This is a genomic window from Stenotrophomonas sp. STEN022 (assembly GCF_056760155.1).
Genome location: NZ_JBRREG010000009.1, coordinates 44,600 through 67,917, shown reverse-complemented (window position 1 = coordinate 67,917; position 23,318 = coordinate 44,600). Strand labels below are relative to the sequence as shown.

At 63.7% G+C, this 23,318-nt stretch carries 21 protein-coding genes; 14 read left to right on the top strand and 7 right to left on the bottom strand.

What is annotated here, in order from left to right; translation table 11 throughout:
- Positions 1 to 121 precede the first annotated feature (121 nt).
- Genes ACVOMF_RS03770 through yidD form a run of 3 tightly spaced genes read right to left on the bottom strand, consistent with a single transcriptional unit; the run spans position 122 to position 2,593 of the window.
- Positions 122 to 973, bottom strand: a complete 852-nt coding sequence (locus ACVOMF_RS03770) for a M23 family metallopeptidase (protein WP_481508083.1) — start codon at positions 971 to 973, stop codon at positions 122 to 124.
- Positions 973 to 2,319, bottom strand: a complete 1,347-nt coding sequence (locus tag ACVOMF_RS03765; RefSeq protein WP_296251603.1) for a dihydroorotase — start codon at positions 2,317 to 2,319, stop codon at positions 973 to 975. Before ACVOMF_RS03765 ends, ACVOMF_RS03770 begins: the two co-directional genes overlap by 1 nt.
- 1 nt (position 2,320) lies before the next feature.
- Entirely contained in the window at positions 2,321 to 2,593 is a 273-nt protein-coding gene (gene yidD, locus ACVOMF_RS03760; protein ID WP_282269833.1) for a membrane protein insertion efficiency factor YidD, read from the bottom strand.
- A 259-nt stretch (positions 2,594 to 2,852) separates the two neighbouring features.
- On the opposite strand from yidD, the gene dksA reads away from it, so the two are divergent.
- Positions 2,853 to 3,995 carry an RNA polymerase-binding protein DksA gene (dksA, locus tag ACVOMF_RS03755; protein WP_481508082.1) on the top strand — a complete coding sequence of 381 codons (1,143 nt, stop codon included), beginning with the start codon at positions 2,853 to 2,855 and terminating at the stop codon, positions 3,993 to 3,995.
- Positions 3,996 to 4,061: 66 nt separating this feature from the next.
- Positions 4,062 to 4,517 carry a nucleoside deaminase gene (locus tag ACVOMF_RS03750; protein WP_481508081.1) on the top strand — a complete coding sequence of 152 codons (456 nt, stop codon included), beginning with the start codon at positions 4,062 to 4,064 and terminating at the stop codon, positions 4,515 to 4,517.
- Positions 4,518 to 4,537: 20 nt separating this feature from the next.
- Here the strand turns inward: ACVOMF_RS03750 and ACVOMF_RS03745 are convergent, their stop codons facing one another.
- Positions 4,538 to 5,224, bottom strand: a complete 687-nt coding sequence (locus ACVOMF_RS03745) for a TetR family transcriptional regulator (protein ID WP_481508080.1) — start codon at positions 5,222 to 5,224, stop codon at positions 4,538 to 4,540.
- Between the two features lie 265 nt (positions 5,225 to 5,489).
- Between ACVOMF_RS03745 and ACVOMF_RS03740 the strand changes: the two genes are divergently transcribed.
- Complete coding sequence (locus ACVOMF_RS03740) at positions 5,490 to 7,802, top strand: beta-glucosidase family protein (protein ID WP_481508079.1); 2,313 nt, start codon at positions 5,490 to 5,492, stop codon at positions 7,800 to 7,802.
- Positions 7,803 to 7,867: 65 nt separating this feature from the next.
- On the opposite strand, the gene ACVOMF_RS03735 is transcribed toward ACVOMF_RS03740, so the two are convergent.
- The 3 genes from ACVOMF_RS03735 to cysS all read right to left on the bottom strand — a co-directional run bounded on the left by ACVOMF_RS03735 (position 7,868) and on the right by cysS (position 11,100).
- Complete coding sequence (locus tag ACVOMF_RS03735) at positions 7,868 to 9,103, bottom strand: MFS transporter (protein ID WP_481508078.1); 1,236 nt, start codon at positions 9,101 to 9,103, stop codon at positions 7,868 to 7,870.
- Positions 9,100 to 9,537 carry a SufE family protein gene (locus tag ACVOMF_RS03730; protein ID WP_481508077.1) on the bottom strand — a complete coding sequence of 146 codons (438 nt, stop codon included), beginning with the start codon at positions 9,535 to 9,537 and terminating at the stop codon, positions 9,100 to 9,102. The genes ACVOMF_RS03735 and ACVOMF_RS03730 overlap by 4 nt, the downstream gene beginning before the upstream one ends.
- Positions 9,538 to 9,732: 195 nt before the next feature.
- Positions 9,733 to 11,100, bottom strand: a complete 1,368-nt coding sequence (gene cysS / locus ACVOMF_RS03725; protein WP_481508076.1) for a cysteine--tRNA ligase — start codon at positions 11,098 to 11,100, stop codon at positions 9,733 to 9,735.
- A gap of 163 nt (positions 11,101 to 11,263) precedes the next feature.
- Here cysS and ACVOMF_RS03720 point away from each other — a divergent pair, with 163 nt between their 5' ends.
- The 11 genes from ACVOMF_RS03720 (at position 11,264) to ACVOMF_RS03670 (ending at position 23,141) form a co-directional block, all read left to right on the top strand.
- Positions 11,264 to 11,821 (top strand): hypothetical protein, encoded by a 558-nt coding sequence (locus ACVOMF_RS03720; protein WP_481508075.1) that lies wholly within the window; start codon positions 11,264 to 11,266, stop codon positions 11,819 to 11,821.
- A gap of 302 nt (positions 11,822 to 12,123) precedes the next feature.
- Entirely contained in the window at positions 12,124 to 13,134 is a 1,011-nt protein-coding gene (locus ACVOMF_RS03715) for an N-acetylornithine carbamoyltransferase (protein WP_481508074.1), read from the top strand.
- Between the two features lie 147 nt (positions 13,135 to 13,281).
- Positions 13,282 to 14,472 carry an argininosuccinate synthase gene (locus tag ACVOMF_RS03710; RefSeq protein WP_282269815.1) on the top strand — a complete coding sequence of 397 codons (1,191 nt, stop codon included), beginning with the start codon at positions 13,282 to 13,284 and terminating at the stop codon, positions 14,470 to 14,472.
- A 217-nt stretch (positions 14,473 to 14,689) separates the two neighbouring features.
- Positions 14,690 to 15,787, top strand: a complete 1,098-nt coding sequence (locus tag ACVOMF_RS03705) for an acetylornithine deacetylase (protein ID WP_481508073.1) — start codon at positions 14,690 to 14,692, stop codon at positions 15,785 to 15,787.
- 72 nt (positions 15,788 to 15,859) lie between these two features.
- The gene (locus ACVOMF_RS03700; RefSeq protein ID WP_481508072.1) at positions 15,860 to 17,188 is read left to right on the top strand and encodes an acetylglutamate kinase; all 1,329 of its coding nucleotides are present in this window, start codon (positions 15,860 to 15,862) and stop codon (positions 17,186 to 17,188) included.
- 2 nt (positions 17,189 to 17,190) lie between these two features.
- Positions 17,191 to 17,799, top strand: a complete 609-nt coding sequence (locus tag ACVOMF_RS03695) for a GNAT family N-acetyltransferase (RefSeq protein WP_481508071.1) — start codon at positions 17,191 to 17,193, stop codon at positions 17,797 to 17,799.
- A complete protein-coding gene (argC, locus tag ACVOMF_RS03690) occupies positions 17,796 to 18,749 on the top strand; it encodes an N-acetyl-gamma-glutamyl-phosphate reductase (RefSeq protein ID WP_481508070.1) in 954 nt (317 codons plus the stop codon). The genes ACVOMF_RS03695 and argC overlap by 4 nt, the downstream gene beginning before the upstream one ends.
- A gap of 91 nt (positions 18,750 to 18,840) precedes the next feature.
- Positions 18,841 to 20,139 carry an argininosuccinate lyase gene (locus ACVOMF_RS03685; RefSeq protein WP_481508069.1) on the top strand — a complete coding sequence of 433 codons (1,299 nt, stop codon included), beginning with the start codon at positions 18,841 to 18,843 and terminating at the stop codon, positions 20,137 to 20,139.
- A 304-nt stretch (positions 20,140 to 20,443) separates the two neighbouring features.
- The gene (locus tag ACVOMF_RS03680) at positions 20,444 to 20,701 is read left to right on the top strand and encodes a YciI family protein (protein ID WP_481508068.1); all 258 of its coding nucleotides are present in this window, start codon (positions 20,444 to 20,446) and stop codon (positions 20,699 to 20,701) included.
- Between the two features lie 4 nt (positions 20,702 to 20,705).
- A complete protein-coding gene (gene proB, locus ACVOMF_RS03675) occupies positions 20,706 to 21,854 on the top strand; it encodes a glutamate 5-kinase (RefSeq protein WP_481508067.1) in 1,149 nt (382 codons plus the stop codon).
- Positions 21,855 to 21,884: 30 nt separating this feature from the next.
- Positions 21,885 to 23,141, top strand: a complete 1,257-nt coding sequence (locus ACVOMF_RS03670) for a glutamate-5-semialdehyde dehydrogenase (protein ID WP_481508066.1) — start codon at positions 21,885 to 21,887, stop codon at positions 23,139 to 23,141.
- Positions 23,142 to 23,318 lie beyond the last annotated feature (177 nt).

The window sequence follows — 23,318 nt, the reverse complement described above, 5'->3', positions numbered from 1 at the left end:
TCGCTTGGGGCGTCTTCAAGAGCGGCCGGGACTTTGACCCGGCCATGCTGAAAGTGGGTCAAGCCTGCTTCCAGCAGGCTTGACCACGAACATAGGATCTCGGCTCTACAGTCGCTCTGCCCTATTTGCCGCGTTCCAGCACCAGCAGCGGGTCGATGCGCGTGTCGAACCAGTTCATGCCCCAATGCAGGTGTGGGCCGGTCGCACGGCCGGTTGCGCCAACTGCGGCAATGTTCTGGCCTTGTTCGATCCTGTCGCCGACCTTCACGTCGATCCGCGACAGGTGCAGGAAGTTGGAGCTGATGCCGAAGCCGTGGTCCAACACCAAGGTCCCGCCAGTCAGGTACAGGTCCGGGCCCACAAATGTCACCACGCCGGCCGCTGGCGCCTTCACCGGCGTACCCGTGGGCACGGCGATGTCCATGCCGGAATGGCCGCTGCCCGGCTGCCCGTTGTAGACGCGGGCATTGCCGAAGCGGCCACTGATGCGGCCCTGCACCGGCCAGATGAAGGTCTGGGTGAAGTCGGTGCGGTTGTCGTCGCGCTTGCGCGATTCGGTTACCTGCGCCTGCTCACGGGCAATCCGTTCGGCGATTGCCGGTGGCGGATTCACCGTCTTTGGCGGTACGCCGTTGACCCGTTCCACCGGCCAGTCGCGCGCAGTGACCGCAATCGAAACGCTCTCGCTGCCGCCATCCGGGCGCTGTACCTGTACCTGCAGCGGGCCTTTCTCATCGCGGCCGATACCGAACACCACGCTGCCATAGCCACTGACCCGCAGTTCGCGGCCCGCGTAGCGGACCGTGCTGCCGGCTGGCACCTTGCCGATCACCATCGCGCCCTGCGAGGCACTGGCAGGGAACACGACCCGGTTGTCGAGCAGGTTGCCGATGCCATCCTGGGCCTGCGCGGGCAGGGTGCTGAGCAGGGGCGCTGCAAGCAGCAGCGCACCCATCATCAGGACCGAACGCATCAACGGTCGTAGGTCATGCGCTGGCCGGCCGGTGCGCCCACCAGCTTGCTGCCGTCCCATACCTGCTGGCCATTGACCCAGGTGGAAGCGATGCGCGAGCGGAACGTGGTGCCCTCGAACGGCGACCAGCCGCACTTGGACAGTACATCCTCGCGCTTGACCGTGAACGGCACGTCTTCGACCAGCACCAGGTCGGCGAAGTAACCCTCGCGCAGGAAGCCGCGTTCTTCGACGTCGAACAGCTGCGCCGGGGCGTGGGCGAATTTCTGCACCACCTGTTCGCGGCTCAGTTTGCCTTCGTGCACGCGCTCCAGCGCGGCAACCAGCGCGTACTGCACCAGCGGCAGGCCGGACGGCGCCTGCGCATAGGGCTTCTGCTTCTCTTCCCAGGTGTGCGGGGCATGGTCGGTGGCCAGTACGTCGAGCACGTCATCGGCCAGGGCGGCGGTGATCGCCTCGCGGTCGGACACTTCCTTGATCGCCGGGTTGCACTTGATCAGGTTGCCCTTGGTGGCATAGTCCGGGCGCGCGAAATGCAGGAAGTGCACGCAGGTCTCGGCGGTGATCTGCTTGCGGCTGCCGTCGGCCCGGATCAGTGGACCCTTCTCGAACAGCGCCAATTCATCAGCGGTGGAAATATGCAGCACGTGCAGGCGGGTGCCGTGCTTGCGTGCCAGCGACATCGCCAGCCGGGTGGACTTGATGCAGGCCTCGCGCGAGCGGATGTCCGGGTGCATGTCCGGGGTCAAGGCATCGCCGTATTTCTCCTGGAACGCCTTCATGTTGGCGTCGATCATCGGTGTGTCTTCGCAGTGCGTGATGATCGGGGTCGGGCATTCGCGGAAGATCGCGTCCAGGGTTTCCGGGTTGTCGACCAGCATGTTGCCGGTGGAGGCCCCCATGAACACCTTCACGCCGGGTGCCTTCTTCGGGTCGAGCACGCGGATTGCTTCCAGGTTGTCGTTGCTGGCGCCGTGGTAGAAACCGTAATTGGCCCAGGCACGGCCCTTGGCCAGCTCGTACTTGGCTTCGAGGATGGTCGAGTCCAGGGTTGGCGGGTTGGTGTTGGGCATGTCCATGAAGCTGGTCAGGCCGCCGGCCACCGCGGCAGCCGACTCGCTGGCGATGTCGCCCTTGTGGGTCAGGCCGGGTTCGCGGAAGTGCACCTGGTCATCGATCATCCCCGGCAGCAGCCAACGGCCGGCCGCGTCCACCACCTGCTCGCCCTCGCGCGGGGTCAGGCCGCTGCCGATCTGCGCGATACGGTCGTTCTCGATGCGCAGGTCACCGTCGAAGGTACGGCCTTCGTTGACCATGCGGGCATTGCGGATAAGCGTGGAGGACATGTCAGTGTTTTCCTGTGCAGCGGCAAGAGGGGGAATCGGCGCGCTCCGGGACCGGATCCAGTCCGCCCGGGTGGAACGGATGGCAGCGCCCCAGCCGGCGCAGGGTAAGCCAACACCCCCGTAGCGGACCGTGTATACGGATCGCGTCCATGGAGTATTCCGAGCAGCTGGGATAGAAACGGCAGCGCGGCCCGAGCAGGGGGCTGATGAAGCGCTTGTAGGAGCGCAGTACGGCAATGAGGAGTCGGCCGATCACGGTTGAATGATAAGCCACTTGGCAAGCGAGCAGGATTTGTCGCAGGATGCGGGATGGCGCCGGTAAAGACGACGTGCTTTCCGCTGCCAGCCAGGGGCGATTGCGCGCCTGGTTACGTTCCGAACTGCGCGAAACGGTCCGGTGACGCCACCGGACCTGTACTGCACGGGTCGGGCATCCGTTCACATACGGTGCCCGGCGCGGTTGCTGCTGCTGGTCGGGTAGGCTATAAAGGCCCGCTTTCCCGGGCCCCGGGGGAAACAAGGAAGAGCGTTTCGTGGCTGCTAAAAAACCTGCAAAAAAGGCCGTCAAGGTCGCCAAGAAAACCGCCAAACCTGTAGTCAAAAAGGCGGTGTCCAAGCCGGTTGCAAGCAAGCCGGTGGCCAAGGCTGCCAAGCCGGCCGCGAAGAAAGCACCCGCCACCAAGGCGGTTGCAAAGAAAACGCCGGTCAAGCCAGCAGCACCTGCCAGCAAACCCGCCGCCAAGAAGGCTGCGGTTAAGACGGCAGTCGCTAAAAAGGCGGCCCCTGCCAAGAAGGCGGCGGTCAAGAAGGTGACCAAGCCGGTTGCCGCGCCAGTTGCCAAGAAAGCAGCTGCGCCGGTTGCCAAGGCCACCAAGCCCGTTGCCAAACCCGTAGTCAAGAAGGTGGCCGAACCAGTGGCTGCCAAACCGCTCAAGACTGCTGTCAAACCCGTGGTCAAGTCCGTACCGAAGCCTGCTGCAAAGCCGGCGGCGGCCAAGTCTGTCCCGGTCGAAGTCGCCAAGACGGCCCCAGCTCCGGCACCTGCGCCGGTCGCTGCCAAGCCGGCTCCAGCGGCCAAGGCCCCGCAATCCAAGAATCCCGTGCCTGTTTCGAAATCCAACGTCAAGACTCCCGTCAAATCCACCGCACCTGTTGCCGTCCGTCCCGTGGGCAAGGTTGCAGTCGCTGTAACCGCGCGTTCGACCGCCCCGGCGCCGCGCAGCAAGTACAAGGTTGTCGAATACAACGTCGACGAGGCCACTGGCCGTCCGATCCTGCCGGCTGGCTACAAGCCGTCTGCAGATGAGGAGTACATGAGCACGCTGCAGCAGGAGTACTTCCGCCAGCGCCTGCTCAACTGGCGTGCGGACCTGGTCGAGGAATCGAAGCAGACCATCGAGAACCTGCGCGAGGAAGTGCGTGACATCGGCGATGAAGCCGAGCGTGCAACCCGTGAGACGGAAAATTCGCTGGAACTGCGTACCCGCGACCGCTACCGCAAGCTGATCGGCAAGATCGACAGCACGCTGAAGCGTCTGGAAGCCGGTGACTATGGTTTCTGCGTCGATACCGGCGAAGACATTGGTCTGGATCGTCTGGAAGCCCGTCTCACCGCCGAGCGCACGATTGATGCGCAGGAGCGTTGGGAGCACCTGCAGAAGCAGCAGGGCGACTGATCCTGGCGTAGTCATTGCTACACGAAGACCCCGCCATGGCGGGGTTTTCCTTTTCTGGAGGGCTGCATGTCCACGCAAGAAGAATTCATGCGCCGCGCTGTTGCGCTGGCGCGGGCCAATATCGCCAATGGCGGACGCCCATTCGGCGCGGTGCTGGTCAAGGATGGCAAGGTGTTGGCGGAGGCGGCCAACAGCATCCATGCGAGCCATGACCCTACCGACCATGCGGAGATGCGCGCCATCCGTCAGGCCAGCGCGCTGCTGGCGTCGCCGCGCCTGGATGGATGCGAGGTCTACGCCAGCGGCCATCCCTGCCCGATGTGCCTGGCTGCGATGTATCTATGCGGCATCGAACAGGCCTGGTTCGCCTATTCGAACGACGATGGAGCGTTATTCGGCTTGTCCACGGCAGCAATCTACGCGCGTCTGGCATCGGGGCCGCAGGCGCATGGTTCGGGTCTTCAGCGGTTGCTGCCGGAAGGTGAGCAGGGCTTGTATGCTGAGTGGCATGCGGCGCGCTGAAGACAGTGCATGCAGCTCGATCAGCTGATCTGCACGGCCTGCTGCAGGCGTTGCAGATAGCTCTCAAAGCAGCTGCCGAGATCGATTTTGTCAGGATGGCGCAACCACAGCAATTGCAAGCCATCCATCATGGCGATCAGTTCGGCGGCGATCTGGTCAGGATCGATCGTGGGACTTATCTCCCCGGATTCCTGGCCATGGCGCAGGCTACGCGCGATGTACTGGAGCATCAGTCCTGAGCGCCGCTGGAACCAATCCTGCGCAGGGTGATCCTTGCCAAGACTTTCGGCGTTGGGTAGCGAAAAAGCCCGGATTACGCCGGGTATCTCGGCATTGGCGCGATTGACCAGGCGCAGTTGATCAACCACCTGCGACCACGGAAGCGGTGGTCCTGCGGCAGCGTCTTCAAGCGTGTAGTCCCGCGGATAATCCGGCAGGCGCGGACTGCGTTGATCGCGGACCTCCAGAACCGCCAACCGCATGTCGGTCTTGCAGGGGAAGTAATGCAAGAGGCCGGGCAGGGTCAGGCCGACACTGCTTGCGACCTCGGCAATGGATGCATTGCTGTAGCCATCGCGCGCGAACACGCGCATTGCCGCATCCAGAATCTGTTGACGCCGCAGATGATGGGAAAGTTCGGTGTGGAGCTTGGCAAAATTCGGCCTGATTTGGGAGCTGTGCGCAGTGTGGCGGTGCCACCCGCTCATGCTATTCGTCAAGAAACTGTACCCCTATCACAGTTTTTGACAAGCCTACTTGCAGCTAGGTTTACTGCCTCGTCGTCGGCAGCTTCGCTGGATGGACTTTCGTACCGCAACAGGGCAGGCAGCGCCAAGACGGCGTTGGCGGTGGAGTGTTGCCTGCAGTTTCACCTCAATGATTATTCGCCGCCTGTTCGTGGGCGTTTCACTTCAAAAAGTAGCGCCTGGCGCAAAGAGCCAGGCGAGAACCGGAGCGCATGGAATGGCAACAATGCAGAAAAATCCTGGATTCAAACCGCTGTTGATCAGCATTGCGGTAACAGTCTTGGTGATGAACGCGGCACAGGCCAAGGAGCTGCCGCAGTTGGGCAAGGCTCCGTTGGCGCAGGTGATAGCGGCATTGACCCTGCAGGAGAAAATCGAACTGGTGACCGGTCAGGGAATGAGCTTCCCCGACCTGCCTGAGGACATGCAGGCACCGGTGGTTGGTGCGATCGAGGACAAGGTGGCGGGTGCTGCGGGTGCGACCGTGGCGGTGCCGCGATTGGGCATTCCGTCGTTGGTGCTGGCCGATGGCCCTGCGGGCGTGCGTATCGAGCCTACCCGCAAGGACGTCCCCGGCAGAACCTTCCATGCCACTGCGTTCCCGATCGGCAGCGCGTTGGCCAGTTCCTGGGATACGGCCTTGGTACGCAAGGTAGGTGCGGCTATTGGTGATGAAGCTGCGGCCTATGGCATCGACGTGATGCTGACGCCGGCGCAGAACATCCATCGCTTCCCCTTGGGAGGGCGCAACTTCGAGTACTACTCCGAAGATCCGGTGGTCAGTGGCGAGATGGCCGCAGCGTTGGTAAGCGGCTTGCAGGAACGCGGCGTCGGAGCATCCGTGAAACACTTCGCGGTCAACAACCACGAATGGAACCGCAGCACCATCAATGCAAAGGTGGATGAACGAGCGTTGCGTGAGATCTACCTGAAGGGCTTCGAGATCTCCATGCGCGAAGGCCAGCCTTGGACGGTGATGTCCAGCTACAACAAGCTCAATGGCAGCTATACCTCGGAGAGCCACTGGCTGTTGACCGATGTGTTGCGCGCTCAATGGGGTTACCAGGGCGTGGTAATGACCGATTGGTTCGGCGGCAAGGATGTGGTCGCGCAGATGCAGGCGGGCAACGAGATGCTGATGCCAGGTACCGGCAAGCAGCGTGCGGCGCTCCTGACCGCGGTGGGCAGCGGTGCGCTGGACGAGGCAGTGCTGGATCGCAATGTACAGCGCGTGCTGGAACTGGTGTTGCGCAGTCGTGCATTCAAGCTATTGCCGAATTCGGATCAGCCCGACCTGGTCGGCAATGCGCGCATTTCCCGCAGCGCAGCCACCCAGGGCATGGTGCTGCTGAAGAACGAAGCGGCGGTGTTGCCACTGCCTGCCAACACCAGCGTGGCGCTGTTGGGCCACGGCAGCTACGAAGTAAATATTGGCGGAACCGGGAGTGGTGACGTCAACGAGGCTTATGCCATCACTCTGGCCCGTGGATTGGAGATCGCGGGTTTCAGCAATGCGGGTGGGCTGGAACAGGCCTATACAGACTACATCGGTGAAGAGACCGCCAAGCAGCCGAAGACCGAGTGGTACCTGAGCAAGCCGCGTATCGCGGAGCGGATGATGAGTGACGACGAGCTGCAAGACCTGGCGCGGCGTCAGGATGTGGCCGTGGTGACCATCGGCCGTGGCTCGGGCGAGTTCGTTGATCGCAAGGCTGAGGGGGATTTCAATTTGACCGCCGCCGAATACGGGCTGCTGGAGCGTACCGCCAAAGCCTTCCATGCGCAAGGCAAGAAAATGGTGGTGGTGCTCAACATCGGTGGTGTGATCGAGACGGCCAGTTGGCGCCGCTTCGCCGATGCCATCCTGTTGGCCTGGCAACCAGGGCAGGAGGCGGGGAATGCCATTGCCGACGTGCTGTCTGGCGCGGTGAATCCTTCCGGCAAGCTTGTCGATACATTTGCGGTGCAGCTGGGTGACTATCCGGCCAGCAAGGGCTTTCCGGGCAAGGAATTGCTGGGCCCGGATCCGAACGCGAGCTCTATTTTCGGCCAGATCGCACGTGCTGCCGAAGTGGAGTACAGCGACGGCATATGGGTTGGCTATCGACACTTCGATACGCGCAAGGTGGAGGTGGCCTATCCATTTGGTTTCGGCCTGTCCTACACGACGTTTGGCTATAGCGATCTGAAAGTCGACGCCAGCGACACCGGTCCGGTACGGGCCAGCGTGAGAGTGACCAATACCGGCAAGGTTGCCGGCAGCGAAGTGGCGCAGGTATATGTCAGTGCGCCGCAAGGCACCCTTGAGAAGCCCAGGCAGGAGCTGCGCGCGTTCGGCAAGACCGGCGTGCTGCAGCCAGGCCAGTCGCAGGTGCTGCAGTTCGAGATCGAAGGCAGGGATCTGGCCTCATTCGACACTGGTCGCGGCCGTTGGGTGGCGGATGCGGGCACCTACAACCTGCGTGTGGGCGCTTCATCGCGTGATATCCGTGCGCAGCAGGCCTTCGAGAAAGCGCAGGCCAGCGACTACGCACCCTGATGCATGCTTCTGCTTGAGATGGATACGCCGGGGCAAGCGTGCTGCTTGCCCCGGCGTCGATCTGGCTAGAGATCCTGCAGGTTGTCCAGCTTGCGCAGCTGCGGCGCTTTCCATGCGGTAACCGCGGCCACGCCGAGTACCGCGCAACCGCCGATCACCACCGCCGTCACCAGGCCCAGCAGGCGCGCCATGCTGCCGCCGTAGAACGCGCCCAGCTCGTTGGACGAACTGATGAAGATGCCGTTGATCGACGACACCCGGCCGCGCATTTCATCCGGTGTCACCAGCTGCATGATGGTCGAGCGCACCACCACCGACACGCCGTCGCAGGCGCCGTAGAACACAAGGATCGCCGCCGACAGCCAGAAGCTCCTGGACAGGCCGAAGGCGATCACGCACAGGCCGAAACCCGCCACTGCAAACAGCAGTACGCGGCCAGCATTGCGCCGCAAGGGGTGACGGGCCAGCCACAGGCCGACTGCGATCGAGCCCAGTGCCGGTGCCGCGCGCAGGATGCCCAGGCCTTCAGGTCCGTAATGCAGGATGTCCTGGATGAAGGCCGGTAGCATCGCCACCACGCCGCCAAGCAGCACCGAGAACATGTCCAGCGCCATCGCCCCAAGCATGATCTGGTTGGACAGCACGAAGCGTGCGCCCTCGGCGATGCTGGTGAAGATAGGCGCGCGGGTCTGCGGCGGTGCCGGTTCGCTGACCTTGAGCGAGGCCAATGCAATCAGTGCCAACACTGCCATGGTTGCCGCCACGCCGTAGGACAGGCCCTTGCCGCCAACAGCGACCAGTACGCCGCCCAGCGCAGGTCCGATCACCATGCCCATCTGGAACACCACCGTGCCGAAACCGGCGCCCCGCGCGAACTGCTCGCGCTTGAGCACGCGTGCGAACAAGGCGTTGTAGACCGGCGATAGGAAGGCGCGGACCATGCCGGTCAAGGCCACGGCCAGATAGATCGGCCACACGCCTTTGACCGGCAGCCAGCCGGTGGCTACTGAGACCAGCATCAAGGCGGTGGCGATCAGGCCGAGGCAGGCGGTCATGCCCAGCTTGCGGCGCGGCAGGTGATCGACCAGATAGCCGGCGAACGGCGCCACGCAGAAGTAGGGCAGCACCTCGGCCAGGCCGATCAGGCCCAGTGAGAATGGATTGCGGGTGACTTCATAGATATGCCAGCCGACCGTGACTGCGACGATCTGGTAGGACAGCATGCCAGCGATGCGGTAGAGCAGTAGTTGGGTAAAGCCGGGTTGGCGCAACAGCTCGGAGATGGAACCGTTGCTGCTCACTGCTTGGCTTGGGCGGTGTCGCGGATGAACGCGAGCATCGCGGCCAGGCCATTGCTGCGGGTCGGCGACAGGTGCTTGGCCAGGCCAATGGCGGACACGTAATCCGGATCGGTGGCGAGGATCTCAGCGGCCGAGCGGCCGGAGTACACGCGTAGCGCCAGATAGATCAGGCCCGAGACGATCGCTGAATCGCTGATCGCATGGAATACCAGCTTGTCGGCATCGCCTTCGGGCACGATCCAGACCATGGACTGGCAGCCGAGCAGGCGGTGCTCTTCGGTCTTCCACTCTTCCGGGAAAGTGGGCAGCTTGCGGCCGAGGTCGATCAGGTACTGGTAACGCTCGGACCAGTCACCGAAGAAGGAGAACTCTTCGGCAATGGCGGCCTGGGCTTCGGCGGGTGTGGGTTCGAGCGGGAAGGGGGAGTTGATCATTGTTGGTCCTGTGCTTGGCCGGTCGCCTTGGTGGCGAGAGGCTTTGGTGTGGGGTAGCGGGAGCTCCCCCTCACCCCAACCCCTCTCCCGGTGGGAGAGGGGCTCAGTGCGCCGCGAGCCGACGCTATATGTGCAATTGCAGCCCCGCCTTAGCCCCTCTCCCTCCGGGAGAGGGGTTGGGGTGAGGGTCGGGCGTCAGCCCCGCTTCCAGCGCACACCCTGCGGCGTGTCTTCCAGAACGATGTTCTCCGCAGCCAGCTGATCGCGGATGGCATCGGCGCGGCCGAAATCGCGTTCCTGCTTGGCGGCGATGCGTTCGTCGATCAAAGCCTGGATACGTGCATCGTCGCCGGCTTCAGCGCCACGCCCGAACCATTCAGCCGGCGCCTGCTGCAGCAGGCCAAGAGCGAGGCCTGCGCCGAGCAGCTCACGCTTCAGGCGCGACTTCTCTTCGCCGGACTCGGCTTTGCGCGCTTCGCTGGCGATACGGGCCACTTCGGCCAGTGCCAGCGGTGTGTTGAGGTCATCGTCCAGCGCCGCCTCGACGCCGGCCGGAATAGCGCCCTCAGCGCTGATATCAACCAGGTCACGCAAGGTGCCGTACAAACGGTCCAGGGTGCGCACCGACTGCTCGATCAGCGCATCGGACCACTCCAGCGGTTGCCGGTAATGCGCCGACAGCAGCGCATAGCGCAGCGCTTCCGGCGGGTGCTGGCGCACCAGGTCGTGCACCCGCTCGATGTTGCCGATCGACTTGCTCATCTTTGTGCCGCCGAAGTTGAGCATGCCGTTGTGCAGCCAGAAGCGGGCGAAGGTCTGTCCGCCGTGGGCGCACACGCTCTGCGCGATCTCGTTCTCGTGGTGCGGGAACTGCAGGTCGACGCCGCCGGCGTGGATATCGATGGTCGGGCCCAGGTGTGCCGCGGCCATCGCCGAGCACTCGATATGCCAGCCCGGACGGCCATGGCCCCAGGGCGAGTCCCAGCCCGGCAGGTCGTCGCTGGAGGGCTTCCACAGCACGAAGTCGCCGGCGTCACGCTTGTAGGGGGCTACCTCGACGCGCGCGCCAGCCAACATTTCCTCCGGGTCGCGGCGCGAGAGCTTGCCGTAATCGGCGAAGCTGCTGACCGAGAACAGCACATGGCCCTCGGCGGCATAGGCATGATCGGTGCTGATCAGCTGCTCGATCATCGCGATGATCTGCGGCATGTGCGCGGTGGCCTCCGGCTCGATCTCCGGCGGCACCACGCCGAGCGCGGCCATGTCCTCGCGGTAGGCGGCGGCAAAACGGTCGGTGATGGCCGAGATCGGGACCCCCTGTTCCTTGGCCGCGGCGTTGATCTTGTCGTCAACGTCGGTGATGTTGCGCGCGTAGCGCAGCTTGCCGTAGCGGCGACGCAGCAGGTCGGCCAACACGCCGAACACCACCGGGCCGCGCGCATTACCTATATGTACATAGTTGTAGACCGTGGGGCCGCACACATACATGGTGGGGGCGGCGGGGTCGAGCGGAGCAAACGGCTCCAGCTGCCGCGTCAGGTTGTTGTGCAGGCGCAGGGTCATGGCAATCCGGGGGTAAACGAACCCGCCAATTCTAGCGGTCCGGGCCGGGTCGGGCATCCCCGGGCTGGGCAATACGCGTACGGATGGGTAATGTTCAGGCCCGGGGCAGCTGTGCTGCCTACACTAGTACCCGTCACCCGCGCCCTGTTCCTGCCGAATCTTGATGAAACCTGCTCCATTGCTGTCGACGATCTGCCTGTTGGCTGGTGCCGCCGTGCCCGCGCTTGCGCAGGAACCGGAGCAGCGCAATCGCGTGGTGATCATGGAAAACGTGCGCTACGACTATGCGCAGGTGCTCAATGTCGAGCCGGTCTTCCAGACCTTGCGCGCAAGCCGTACCGAGGAGCACTGCGAGCCGGTGTCGACCCGGACGCTGGCGCCGGTGCAGGTGAAAGGTGAGGAAGACAAGGGCGGGTTCCGCCGCTTCTGGGACTCGGTGCGTGGCATGTTCAGCCAGCACGAAGGGCAGGCCCAGGAAGAGGAGATGGCGCTTGCCCCGCAGGGTTCAGGGGGTTCTCCCGCGCTGCTGACCCCGGAATGCAAGATCGTCGAGGTTGGGCGTGAATTCCGCCGGCCCATCGCCTACGACGTGGATTACGTCTACAAGGGCATCAAATTCCGCTCACGGCTGCCGGAAGACCCCGGTAACCGGCTCAAGCTGCGGGTGTCGATCACCCCGGATATAGGCCAGGCACCGCCGGCCGCGAACAGCGTTCCGTGATGTTGCACCGCGACACTTGCGCCGGCCTGACCCGCGTGCGAGTATGCGCGACGATGAAAGCAACCAGCTTCCAGCACGAAACCAGCACCGCCCGGATGGCCACCGGCATGACCTCGCGTGCCCGCCGACCGGAATCCCACATATTCGCTGGGTGACCGGAGCTTCGTGCTGTCTGTTCGGAAAACCCAGCCCAGGCTGGGTTTTTTCGTTTCTGGTTCGGCAAAAGTTTCAAACGCAATGAGCCGCGCGCATGCGCATCCGCCCACCGGCGACGGTGGATCTCCGCAATAAAGGATGGATCGATGTCTCTGAAGCACTTTTTGAACACCCAGGACTGGAGCCGCGCCGAGCTCGACGCGCTGCTTACCCAAGCGTCGTTGTTCAAGCAGAACAAGCTGGGTGATGACCTGAAGGGCAAGTCGATCGCCCTGGTGTTCTTCAACCCGTCCATGCGTACCCGCACCAGCTTCGAGCTGGGCGCGTTCCAGCTGGGCGGCCACGCGGTGGTGCTGCAGCCGGGCAAGGATGCATGGCCGATCGAGTTCAATCTCGGCACGGTGATGGACGGCGATACCGAAGAGCACATTGCCGAAGTGGCCAAGGTGCTGGGCCGTTACGTCGATCTTATCGGCGTGCGTGCCTTCCCGAAGTTCGTCGACTGGAGCAAGGACCGCGAGGACCAGGTGCTCAAGAGCTTCGCCAAGTACTCGCCGGTGCCGGTCATCAACATGGAGACCATCACCCATCCCTGCCAGGAGCTGGCGCACATCCTGGCGCTGCAGGAGCACTTCGGCACCAGCGACCTGCGTGGCAAGAAGTATGTGCTGACCTGGACCTACCATCCCAAGCCGCTGAACACCGCCGTGGCGAACTCGGCGCTGACCATTGCCACCCGCATGGGCATGGACGTGACCCTGCTGTGCCCGACCCCGGACTACATCCTGGACGAGCGCTACATGGGCTGGGCCGAGCAGAACGTCGCCGAAAGCGGTGGTTCGCTGCAGGTCAGCCACGACATCCGGAGTGCCTATGCCGGCGCCGACGTGGTCTACGCCAAGAGCTGGGGCGCGCTGCCGTTCTTCGGCAACTGGGAACCGGAAAAGCCGATCCGCGACCAGTACAAGCACTTCATCGTCGATGAAGCCAAGATGGCGCTGACCAACAACGGCGTGTTCAGCCACTGCCTGCCGCTGCGCCGCAACGTCAAGGCTACCGACGGCGTGATGGATTCGCCGCAATGTATTGCAATCAACGAAGCCGAGAATCGCCTGCACGTGCAGAAGGCGATCATGGCGGCAGTGATCGGCAAGTAATGCTTTAGCCCCTCTCCCGCCGGGAGAGGGGTTGGGGTGAGGGTAAGGTCCCTCGCTCCAGATGCATCCTCATATACGCCAACCCCCTCCCCAACCCCTCCCCCGGCGGGGGAGGGGCTCAAGAACCACAGCAGAGATTCCTTCCCCATGAGCAAAGACATCGTCCTCGCCTTCTCCGGCGGCCTCGACACCAGCTTCTGCGTGCCTTACCTGCAGGAGCGCGGTTACAACGTGCACACCGTGTTCGCCGACACCGGCGGCGTGGATGCCGACGAGCGTGATTTCATCGAAAAGCGTGCGGCCGAGCTGGGCGTCACCAGCCACGTCACCGTCGATGGCGGCCCGGCCATCTGGAATGGCTTCGTCAAGCCGTTCGTGTGGGCAGGCGAGGGCTACCAGGGCCAGTACCCGCTGCTGGTCTCTGACCGTTACCTGATCGTCGATGCCGCGCTCAAGCGCGCCGCCGAGCTGGGCACCAACATCATCGCCCACGGCTGCACCGGCATGGGTAACGACCAGGTGCGTTTCGACCTGGCGGTGAAGGCATTGGGCGATTACCAGATCGTCGCGCCGATCCGTGAAATCCAGAAGGAGCACACCCAGACCCGTGCCTACGAGCAGAAGTACCTGGAAGCGCGTGGCTTCGGCGTGCGCGCCAAGCAGCAGGCCTACACCATCAACGAGAACCTGCTGGGCCTGACCATGTCCGGCGGCGAGATCGACAAGTGGGAAGCCCCGGGCGAAGGCGCACGTGGCTGGTGCGCACCGCGCAGCGCCTGGCCGATCGAGCCGCTGACCGTGACCCTGAAGTTCGTCGAAGGCGAAGCGGTTGCCCTGGACGGCAAGGAACTGCCGGGTGAGCAGATCCTGGCCAAGCTCAACAAGCTGTTCGCGCAGTACGGCGTGGGCCGTGGTGTTTACACCGGCGATACCGTGATCGGCCTGAAGGGCCGCATCGTGTTCGAAGCCCCGGGCCTGGTCTCGCTGCTGGCTGCGCACCGCGCGCTGGAAGACACCGTGCTGACCAAGCAGCAGAACCGCTTCAAGCCCGAAGTCGCGCGCAAGTGGGTGGAGCTGGTGTACGAAGGCTTCTACCACGACCCGCTCAAGACCGACATCGAAGCCTTCCTGAAGGCCTCGCAGGCCAAGGTGACCGGTGAAGTGGTGCTGGAAACCCGCGGCGGCCGCGTTGATGCGGTGGCGGTGCGTTCGGAGCACATCCTCAATGCCAAGGGCGCGACCTACGCGCAGTCGGCCGACTGGGGCGTGGAAGAAGCCGAAGGCTTCATCAAGCTGTTTGGCATGAGCTCCACGCTGTACGCGCAGGTAAATCGCTAAGGCGAGATGCGTGATGCTCAAAGCCCCTCTCCCGCCTGCGGGAGAGGGGTTGGGGTGAGGGGAGCTTTTGCCTTGGCCTGTGCTGTTGTCTCTGCTTTTGCATCCAGAGCAAAAGCAAAAAGCAAAAGCGCCCCCCATCCGCCCTTCGGGCCCCTTCCCCCGCAAGCGGGAGAAGGGATGCTCCCCCGATCATTGCTGTGATGACCTGCCTGCAACCATGACCAAGCTGCTCCAATCCACCCTCGATCACCTAGAAAAGCTGGTGTCCTACGACACCCGTAATCCGCCGCGTGCCATCACCACCGGTGGCATCTTTGATTACCTGCGCGACAACCTGCCGGGCTTCAATGTCGAGGTGATCGACCACGGTGCCGGTGCGGTCAGCTTCTACGCGGTGCGTGGCACGCCGAAATACCTGTTCAACGTGCATCTGGATACCGTGCCGGACTCGCCGCACTGGTCCGCCGATCCGCACGTGATGCGTCGCCTGGACGACCGCGTTGTCGGCCTCGGCGTCTGCGACATCAAGGGCGCCGCCGCAGCGCTGGTGGCCGCTGCCAACCTGAGCGATGGCGACGCCGCTTTCCTGTTCTCCAGTGACGAAGAAGCCAACGATCCGCGCTGCATCGCCGCCTTTCTGGCGCGTGGCATCGCCTATGAAGCGGTGATCGTCGCCGAACCGACGATGAGCGAAGCGGTACTCGCGCACCGCGGAATCAGCTCGGTGCTGATGAAGTTCCAGGGCCGCGCCGGCCACGCCTCGGGCAAGCAGGACCCGTCCGCCAGCGCCCTGCACCAGGCCATGCGCTGGGGCGGCAAGGCACTGGACCACGTCGAGTCGCTGGCGCATGCGCGCTTTGGTGGCCTGACCGGCCTGCGCTTCAACATCGGCCGCGTCGAAGGCGGCATCAAGGCCAACATGATCGCGCCCGAAGCCGAGCTGCGCTTTGGCTTCCGGCCGCTGCCGTCGATGGATATCGACGCGCTGCTCGGGACCTTTGCCGGCTTCGCCGAGCCGCAGGCCGCGCATTTCGAAGAAACCTTCCGTGGCCCCAGCCTGCCATCCGGTGATATCGCCCGCGCCGAGGAACGTCGCCTGGCCGCGCGCGACATCGCCGACGAGCTTGGCCTGCCGATTGGCAATGCCGTGGATTTCTGGACCGAGGCTTCGCTGTTCTCGGCCGGTGGCTACACAACCATGGTGTACGGCCCGGGTGATATCGCCCAGGCCCACACCGCCGATGAGTTCGTCACGCTGGAGCAGTTGCAGCGCTACGCAGAATCGGTGCTGCACATCCTGCAACGCGGCGCCTGAGCCGCCCGTGGCCCGGCGGCATGCCGCCGGCTCCTTTCCGCGACCCTCAAGGTCGCCATGTAGATACAAGCAATGTCCCCAGCCATGCAGCCGCACCGCCAGACCCGCCAGACCATCGTCCGCCTGCTTTCGAGCATGGCCAGCGCGAAGGAAATCAGCCAGTACCTCAAGCGCTTCTCGCAGCTTGATGCCAAGCGCTTTGCCGTGGTGAAGGTCGGTGGCGCCGTGCTGCGCGACGATCTGGAAGCGTTGACTTCGTCGTTGTCGTTCCTGCAGGAAGTCGGCCTGACCCCGATCGTGCTGCACGGTGCCGGCCCGCAGCTGGATGCCGAGCTGTCCGCTGCCGGCATCGAGAAGAAGACCATCGATGGCCTGCGTGTGACCTCGCCCGAGGCACTGGCGATCGTGCGCAAGGTGTTCCAGCAGTCCAACCTCAAGCTGGTCGAAGCGCTGCAGCAGAACGGTGCGCGCGCTACGTCGATCACCGGTGGCGTGTTCGAGGCCGAGTACCTGGACGTGGACACCTACGGACTGGTCGGCGAAGTGAAGAAGGTCAACCTGGCGCCGATCGAAGCCAGCCTGCGTGCCGGCTCGATCCCGGTGATCACCAGCCTGGGCGAAACCCCGAGCGGGCAGATCCTCAACGTCAACGCCGACTTTGCCGCCAACGAGCTGGTGCAGGAACTGCAGCCGTACAAGATCATCTTCCTGACCGGTACCGGCGGCCTGCTCGACGAGGAGGGCAAGCTGATCGATTCGATCAACCTGTCCACCGAATACGACCAACTGATGCAGCAGCCGTGGATCCACGGCGGCATGCGGGTCAAGATCGAGCAGATCAAGGACCTGCTGGATCGTTTGCCGGAAGAGTCCTCGGTATCGATCACGCGCCCGGCCGACCTGGCCAAGGAGCTGTTCACCCACAAGGGTTCCGGCACGCTGGTACGCCGTGGTGAAAAGGTGCTGAAGGCGACGTCGTGGGACCAGCTGGACACCGCACGCCTGAAGTCACTGATCGAGTCGAGCTTCGGCCGCACCCTGGTGCCTGATTACTTCGAGAAAACCAAGCTGCTGCGTGCCTACGTCAGCGAGAACTATCGCACTGCGGTAGTGCTGACCGATGAAGCCGAGGGCGTGTACCTGGACAAGTTCGCGGTGCTCGACGACGCCCAGGGCGAAGGCCTTGGCCGCGCGGTGTGGAACGTGATGCTGGAAGAAACTCCGCAGCTGTTCTGGCGCTCGCGCAATGGCAACCCGGTCAACCATTTTTACTATTCCGAGTCGGACGGTTGCTACAAGCTCGACCATTGGAAGGTGTTCTGGTTCGGTGCCAATGACTTCGACAGCATCAAGGGCTACGTCGCGCACTGCGGTGAGCGCAAGCCGAGCCTGCAGGGGTGAGCATGGACCTGGCCACCGCCGGGCACTGGAGCCAGGTGCCGACCCTGAAGGGCGGGCATGTGACGCTGGAGCCACTGCAGCTTGAGCACGTGCCAGCGCTGCAGCGTGCCTTGGGCGAGGGCGAGTTATCGCGCTGCTGGTATACCAACGTACCCGCGCCGGAACGCGCAGGCCACTACATCGTCGCCGCGCTGGAAGCGCAGGCACAGGGCAGGGTGCTTGCGTTCGTGGTCAAGGATGCCAGTGGCGAGGTTGTTGGCAGCACTCGCTACTACGCGCTTGAAGCCGACGTGCCGCGCTTGAACATTGGCTACACCTGGTACCACCCGCGCGTGCAACGCAGCGGACTCAATACCGAGGCCAAGCTGCTGTTGCTGCGGCATGCATTTGAAACCCTGGGCTGCATCAGCGTCGGCTTCGAGACCAGCTGGTTCAACCATGCCTCGCGTACCGCCATTGCCCGCCTCGGTGCGAAGCAGGATGGCGTATTGCGCAGCCACAAGCGTCACGCCGACGGATCGCGTCGCGATACCGTGGTGTTCTCCATCATCGATACGGAATGGCCGGCGGTGAAAACCCATCTGCAATTCCTTCTGGATTCGCATTCATGACTGACAAGAAATTCTCGGTAGGCATCGTTGGTGCGCGCGGTTACACCGGCGCCGAGTTAATCCGCCTGCTGGCCGCACACCCGCGCATCGAGCTGGCCTTCGTGTCCTCGCGTGAGCTGGCCGGACAGCGCGTGGCCGACCACAACGATGCCTACAACGGCGAGCTGTGCTACGAAAGCCTGGACCCGGAGGCGGTCGCTGGGAAGGGTGTGGACGCGGTGGTGCTGGCATTGCCCAACGGCAAGGGCGAACCGTTTGTGGCCGCGCTGGATGCAAACGCGCCGGATACGGTGATCGTTGATCTGTCAGCGGACTATCGTTTTGACAACAGCTGGTACTACGGTCTGCCGGAATTGACCCGCGCCCGCTATGCCGGGCAGAAGCGGATCAGCAACCCGGGCTGCTACGCCACCGCGATGCAGCTGGCCATCGCGCCACTGCTGAGCCAGCTGGCCGGTCCGCCGACCTGTTTCGGCGTTTCCGGTTGGTCCGGTGCCGGCACCACACCGTCGGACAAGAACAACCCCGAGCTGCTGCGTGACAACCTGATGCCGTATGCGCTCACCAACCACGTGCACGAGCGCGAGGTGTCGACCCAGCTGGGCGTGCCGGTCGAGTTCATGCCGCATGTCGCGCCGCATTTCCGCGGCATCACCATGACCGTCAACTTGTGGCTGCAGCAGCCACGCGGTCGCGAGGAAGTGATGGCGCTGTACCAGCAGCGTTACGCCAACGAGCCGCTGGTTGAAGTAGTGGATGAGGCGCCGTGGGTCAGCCGCATTGCCGGCAAGCACGGCGCGCAGATTGGTGGTTTCACCATGGCGCCTGGCAACAAGCGCGTGGTGGTGGTGGCGACCATCGACAACCTGCTCAAGGGTGCGGCTACGCAGGCTCTGCAGAACCTCAACCGGGCGTTGGGGCTGGATGAATTGATGGCGGTTCCTTATTGATTTTGTGGAGTGCTGGTGGCCGTAGGGTCACCGGCTTCGCGGCTTACGCCGCTCCCACAGGTTCCACAGCGCTGCACTGAGAGAGACAGACATGACTAATTTGCTTTGGCAGAAACCCGGCGTTGCGGTAGACGCGAAGATCCAGACCTTCCTGGCCGGTGACGACGTCATCCTGGACCGCGAGTTCTTCCTGCACGACATCCAGGCCAGCACCGCGCATGCCGAAGGCCTTCAGCACATCGGCATCCTCAGTGCCGACGAGTTGGTTGCGTTGAAGCGTGAGCTGGCGATTCTGGCCGAGGATTTCCGCAGTGGTGCGTTCGTGCTGGACGAGCAGTACGAGGATTGCCACTCGGCCATCGAGGCACGCTTGACCGAGCGCCTGGGCGATGCCGGCCGCAAGATCCACACCGGCCGCAGCCGCAACGACCAGATCCTGGTCGCTACCCGCCTGTGGCTGAAGGACAAGCTCGAGCGTGTTGCGCAGATCAGCACCGAAGTTGCGAAGGTCGCGCTGGACCGCGCCGCTGCCGAACAGCTGCAGCCCTTGCCGGGTTACACGCATATCCAGCGCGCCGTGGTTTCCTCTGCTGGCATGTGGTGGGCCGGCTGGGCCGAGGCCTTCATCGACAATGCCATCCGTGCCCGCGACACCCGCGCGCTGATCGACACCAATCCGCTGGGCACTGCTGCCGGTTATGGCGTCAACCTGCCGCTCGATCGCGAACACACTACGGCAGCACTGGGTTTCTCGCGCATGCAGATCAGCCCGATCTACGCGCAGCTCTCGCGCGGCAAGTTCGAGCTCGCCGCATTGGAAGCACTAGGCGGGGCGACGCTGGACCTGCGTCGTATCGCCTGGGATCTGTCGCTGTTTACCACGGGCGAGTTCGCTTTCGTCGCGTTGCCGGCGCAGTACACCACCGGCAGCTCGATCATGCCGAACAAGCGTAACCCAGACGTGATCGAGCTGATGCGCGCCATCCATGCCAGTGTTGCTGCTGCACGTACCGAGATCGAACAGCTCCTGTCGCTGCCATCCGGTTACCAGCGCGACCTGCAGAACTCAAAGGGCGCAATCGTGCACGGCTTTGGCCGCGGCCTTGCCGCGCTGGAACTGCTGCCGGCCTTGCTGTCGAATCTGGATTGGCGCGATGACAACATCCGCGCAGCGATTGATTCGGGCATGTATGCGACCGACGTTGCGGTGGAAGCCGCGGTGGCGGGCGTGCCGTTCCGTGATGCTTACAAGGCTGCAGCAGAGGCGGCGGATACGGCGGGGCAGGGGCGTACGCCCGAAGGCAGCCTGGCGGCGCGCGTTTCGCCCGGTGCTGCCGCGGATCTGCGACTGGAAGAGCTCAGTGCGCGCTGGAGCGCGTTGCAGGGCTGATGTTCTGATGCGGGCGCCGGAAGGCGCCCGTATTGGTTTGGCTCTTGCTCAAGCCCCTCTCTCGCTTGCGGGAGAGGGGTTGGGGTGAGGGGAAGTTTCTAGCTAGGTAGAGTCAAAAGTCCCCTCATCCGCCCTTCGGGCACCTTCTCCCGCAGGCGGGAGAAGGGACAGCCATAGCCGCAGCCAAAGCCCAAGCCGAAGCCAAAGCCAAAGCCAAAGCCAAAGCCAAAGCAAGTTCCAAGCGAAAGCAATCGCGCCAACTTCCCCTTCGGCGTGGTGTCATATGCAGCTAAAGGAGAATGCAATGAAGCTCTACCTGGTACTGGCAATGCGCAAGCCGTCATTCGACGACGCAGTGATTGCCCCACACATAGCGTTCCTCAACGCACTTGTTGCGAAAGACCAGCTGCACCTGACCGGTGGCTTCAGCGACGGTACCGGCGGCGCCTACGTGCTGAAGAACGTCGACACCCTCGAAGCCGCCAAGGCCATCGTCGCCAGCGACCCTCTGGCCATCCAGGGCAGCTCCGAGCTGACCATCCACGAGTGGAACACTCGCTGATCCCATGATCCAGACATCGTTCTCCCCGTTCACCGAACAAGCACTGCCGCAGTGGCGCCGCGCCGTCCTCAAGGTCGGCAGCAGCCTGCTGGCGGCCGATGGTGGCGGCTTGACCCCGCGGGACGCGCTTGGGCTGGCGCAGTTCGGGGCGGCCAATGTGCTGGCAGGGCGCGACGTGGTGATCGTTTCTTCTGGCGCAGTGGCCGCAGGCCGCGCCATCGTACCCAAGGCCGCCGAAGCCGGCGCGGCCATGGCGGCCAGACAGGCCTTGGCTGCACTGGGCCAGGCGCAGCTGATCGGGCTGTGGCAGCGTTTCTTCGAACGCCCGGTGGCGCAGGTGCTGCTCACCCACGACGACCTGCGCAATCGCCGCCGCTATCTCAACGCGCGCGCAACGCTCAACGAGCTGCTGGCGCTGGGCGCGCTGCCGGTCATCAACGAGAACGACACCGTGTCGGTGGATGAACTCAAGCTCGGCGACAACGACAATCTCGCCGCCATCGTTGCGGCGTTGGTCGATGCCGATGCCTTGTTCATCGCTACCGACATCGACGGCCTCTACACCGCCGATCCGCGCAGCAATCCCGATGCAGAACCAATCAATGAGGTCACCGAGCTGACGCCGGAGGTCCTTGCCATGGCCGGCGGCAGTGGCAGTACGGTCGGTACTGGTGGCATGCATACCAAGCTGCAGGCTGCCGCCAAGGCCGGTGCTGCGGGGATCGACACCTTCCTGTTCAATGGTCGCAGCGGCGATGTGGTGCGCGGGCTGGCGCAGGGGAGGTTGCATGGCACGCGCCTGCATGCCGGGCAGTCGCGTATCGCCGCGCGCAAATATTGGCTGAAGCACGCACCGCTTGAACCGGGCGCGATCCTGATCGACGCCGGCGCTGCACGTGCGCTGCGCGACAAGGGGGCATCGCTGCTACCCGGTGGCGTGGTGGCCGCGGAAGGCGAGTTCCGTCGTGGCGACATGGTGGAAGTGCGGTTGTTCGATCCGCACGGCCAGCAGCGCGTGGCACGTGGCGTCAGCCAGTATTCCGCCGTCGATATCCGCCGCATCAGCCAGCACCACACCAGCGAGATCGAATCCATCCTCGGCTACAACTACGGCGACAACGTGGTCCATCGCGATGACCTGGTGCTGCTGTGAGTTTTTCTTTGATCATCGGCAGGACAGTACATGAGTGATATCCGCACCCTCGCATTGCAGTGCCGCGACGCCGCGCAGAAACTGGGCCTCCTTTCCAGTCAAGCCCGCTGCACGCTGCTGAAATCGATGGCAGCTGCCTTGGAGGCTGATGCTGGCAGCATCCTCGCCGCAAACGCACGCGATCTACAGGCGGCGCGCGAGAAGGGCGTTGGTTCGGCAATGCTGGATCGCCTGGCTTTGAATCCAGAGCGCCTGCGCGGGGTCGCCGATGCGCTGCGTGAAGTTGCCGCCTTGCCAGATCCGGTGGGCGAGGTAACCCGTGATTACGATCGCCCTAATGGCATCCGTGTGCAGAAGGTGCGGGTGCCGCTGGGCGTGATCGCGATGATCTATGAGGCGCGGCCGAATGTGACGGCTGACGCGGCAGCGCTGTGCATCAAGGCCGGCAATGGCGTGATCCTGCGCGGTGGCTCCGAAGCCATCTATTCCAATACGGCAATCGCCGCCAGCCTGAAGCGTGCTCTGCGCGAGGCTGGCCTGCCGGATGCTGCATTGACGCTGGTCGAAGACCTGCGCCGCGAGACCATGCTGGAGCTGCTGCAGCTCAATGACATCATCGATCTGGCGATTCCGCGCGGTGGCGAAGGCCTGATCCGCTTCGTCGCCGAGCATGCTCGGGTGCCGGTGATCAAGCATTACAAGGGCGTCTGCCACCTGTTCGTTGATGACAGTGCCGACCTGCAGCTTGCTGTGGATCTGTTGATCGACGGCAAGACCTCGCGACCGTCAGCCTGCAACTCGTTGGAGACGTTGCTGGTGCATGAGGGCATCGCAGCTGAGTTCCTGCCATTGGCAGCGGCGGCGCTGCGTGAGCGCGGTGTCGAGCTGCGTGGTGATGCGGCTACCCAGGCGCTGGTTGGCGATATCGTCCCGGCCGCAGATGATGACTACGCCGCCGAGTACCTCGACCTGATTCTCGCAATCCGGGTTGTACCGGACATGGCTGCGGCCATCGCCCATATCCAGGCCTATACCTCCGATCACACCGAAGTTATCGCTACCGGAAGCTCGGCTCATGGCGAAGCGTTCGTGCGGGCGCTGCGTTCTGCGGTGGTGATGGTCAATGCTTCTTCGCGCTTCTCTGATGGCGGCGAGCTCGGCCTTGGTGCGGAGATCGGCATTTCCACGACTCGCCTGCATTCCTACGGCCCGATGGGTCTGGAGGCGCTGACGGTGGAGCGCTTCGTTGTGCGCGGCGAGGGGCAGGTCAGGCATTCGTTGAAGTAGTTGTGGCAACCAAACTTGGTGGCCCAGGTGAGCCGCGAGGCACCCACAGCTTTGGCGTGTACAAAGCTCCAAGACTTTCAACACTCTCAGCGTCGCGGCTTACGCCGCTCCCACAAGAAGCGTAAGCCACGGGTGCGCCGCGCTTACCGGGGCCAGGTTGCTTCCGCGAATAAAAAA

Bases quoted from the DNA above. Each gene is read 5' to 3' on its own strand.
- ACVOMF_RS03770 (WP_481508083.1), bottom strand. From the start codon at position 973: ATGCGTTCGGTCCTGATGATGGGTGCGCTGCTGCTTGCAGCGCCCCTG.
- ACVOMF_RS03765 (WP_296251603.1), bottom strand. From the start codon at position 2,319: ATGTCCTCCACGCTTATCCGCAATGCCCGCATGGTCAACGAAGGCCGT.
- ACVOMF_RS03695 (WP_481508071.1), top strand. From the start codon at position 17,191: ATGGACCTGGCCACCGCCGGGCACTGGAGCCAGGTGCCGACCCTGAAG.
- ACVOMF_RS03705 (WP_481508073.1), top strand. From the start codon at position 14,690: ATGACCAAGCTGCTCCAATCCACCCTCGATCACCTAGAAAAGCTGGTG.
- ACVOMF_RS03715 (WP_481508074.1), top strand. From the start codon at position 12,124: ATGTCTCTGAAGCACTTTTTGAACACCCAGGACTGGAGCCGCGCCGAG.
- ACVOMF_RS03680 (WP_481508068.1), top strand. From the start codon at position 20,444: ATGAAGCTCTACCTGGTACTGGCAATGCGCAAGCCGTCATTCGACGAC.
- argC (WP_481508070.1), top strand. From the start codon at position 17,796: ATGACTGACAAGAAATTCTCGGTAGGCATCGTTGGTGCGCGCGGTTAC.
- ACVOMF_RS03745 (WP_481508080.1), bottom strand. From the start codon at position 5,224: ATGAGCGGGTGGCACCGCCACACTGCGCACAGCTCCCAAATCAGGCCG.
- cysS (WP_481508076.1), bottom strand. From the start codon at position 11,100: ATGACCCTGCGCCTGCACAACAACCTGACGCGGCAGCTGGAGCCGTTT.
- ACVOMF_RS03720 (WP_481508075.1), top strand. From the start codon at position 11,264: ATGAAACCTGCTCCATTGCTGTCGACGATCTGCCTGTTGGCTGGTGCC.
- ACVOMF_RS03730 (WP_481508077.1), bottom strand. From the start codon at position 9,537: ATGATCAACTCCCCCTTCCCGCTCGAACCCACACCCGCCGAAGCCCAG.
- ACVOMF_RS03750 (WP_481508081.1), top strand. From the start codon at position 4,062: ATGTCCACGCAAGAAGAATTCATGCGCCGCGCTGTTGCGCTGGCGCGG.
- ACVOMF_RS03740 (WP_481508079.1), top strand. From the start codon at position 5,490: ATGCAGAAAAATCCTGGATTCAAACCGCTGTTGATCAGCATTGCGGTA.
- ACVOMF_RS03670 (WP_481508066.1), top strand. From the start codon at position 21,885: ATGAGTGATATCCGCACCCTCGCATTGCAGTGCCGCGACGCCGCGCAG.
- ACVOMF_RS03685 (WP_481508069.1), top strand. From the start codon at position 18,841: ATGACTAATTTGCTTTGGCAGAAACCCGGCGTTGCGGTAGACGCGAAG.
- proB (WP_481508067.1), top strand. From the start codon at position 20,706: ATGATCCAGACATCGTTCTCCCCGTTCACCGAACAAGCACTGCCGCAG.
- ACVOMF_RS03710 (WP_282269815.1), top strand. From the start codon at position 13,282: ATGAGCAAAGACATCGTCCTCGCCTTCTCCGGCGGCCTCGACACCAGC.
- ACVOMF_RS03700 (WP_481508072.1), top strand. From the start codon at position 15,860: ATGTCCCCAGCCATGCAGCCGCACCGCCAGACCCGCCAGACCATCGTC.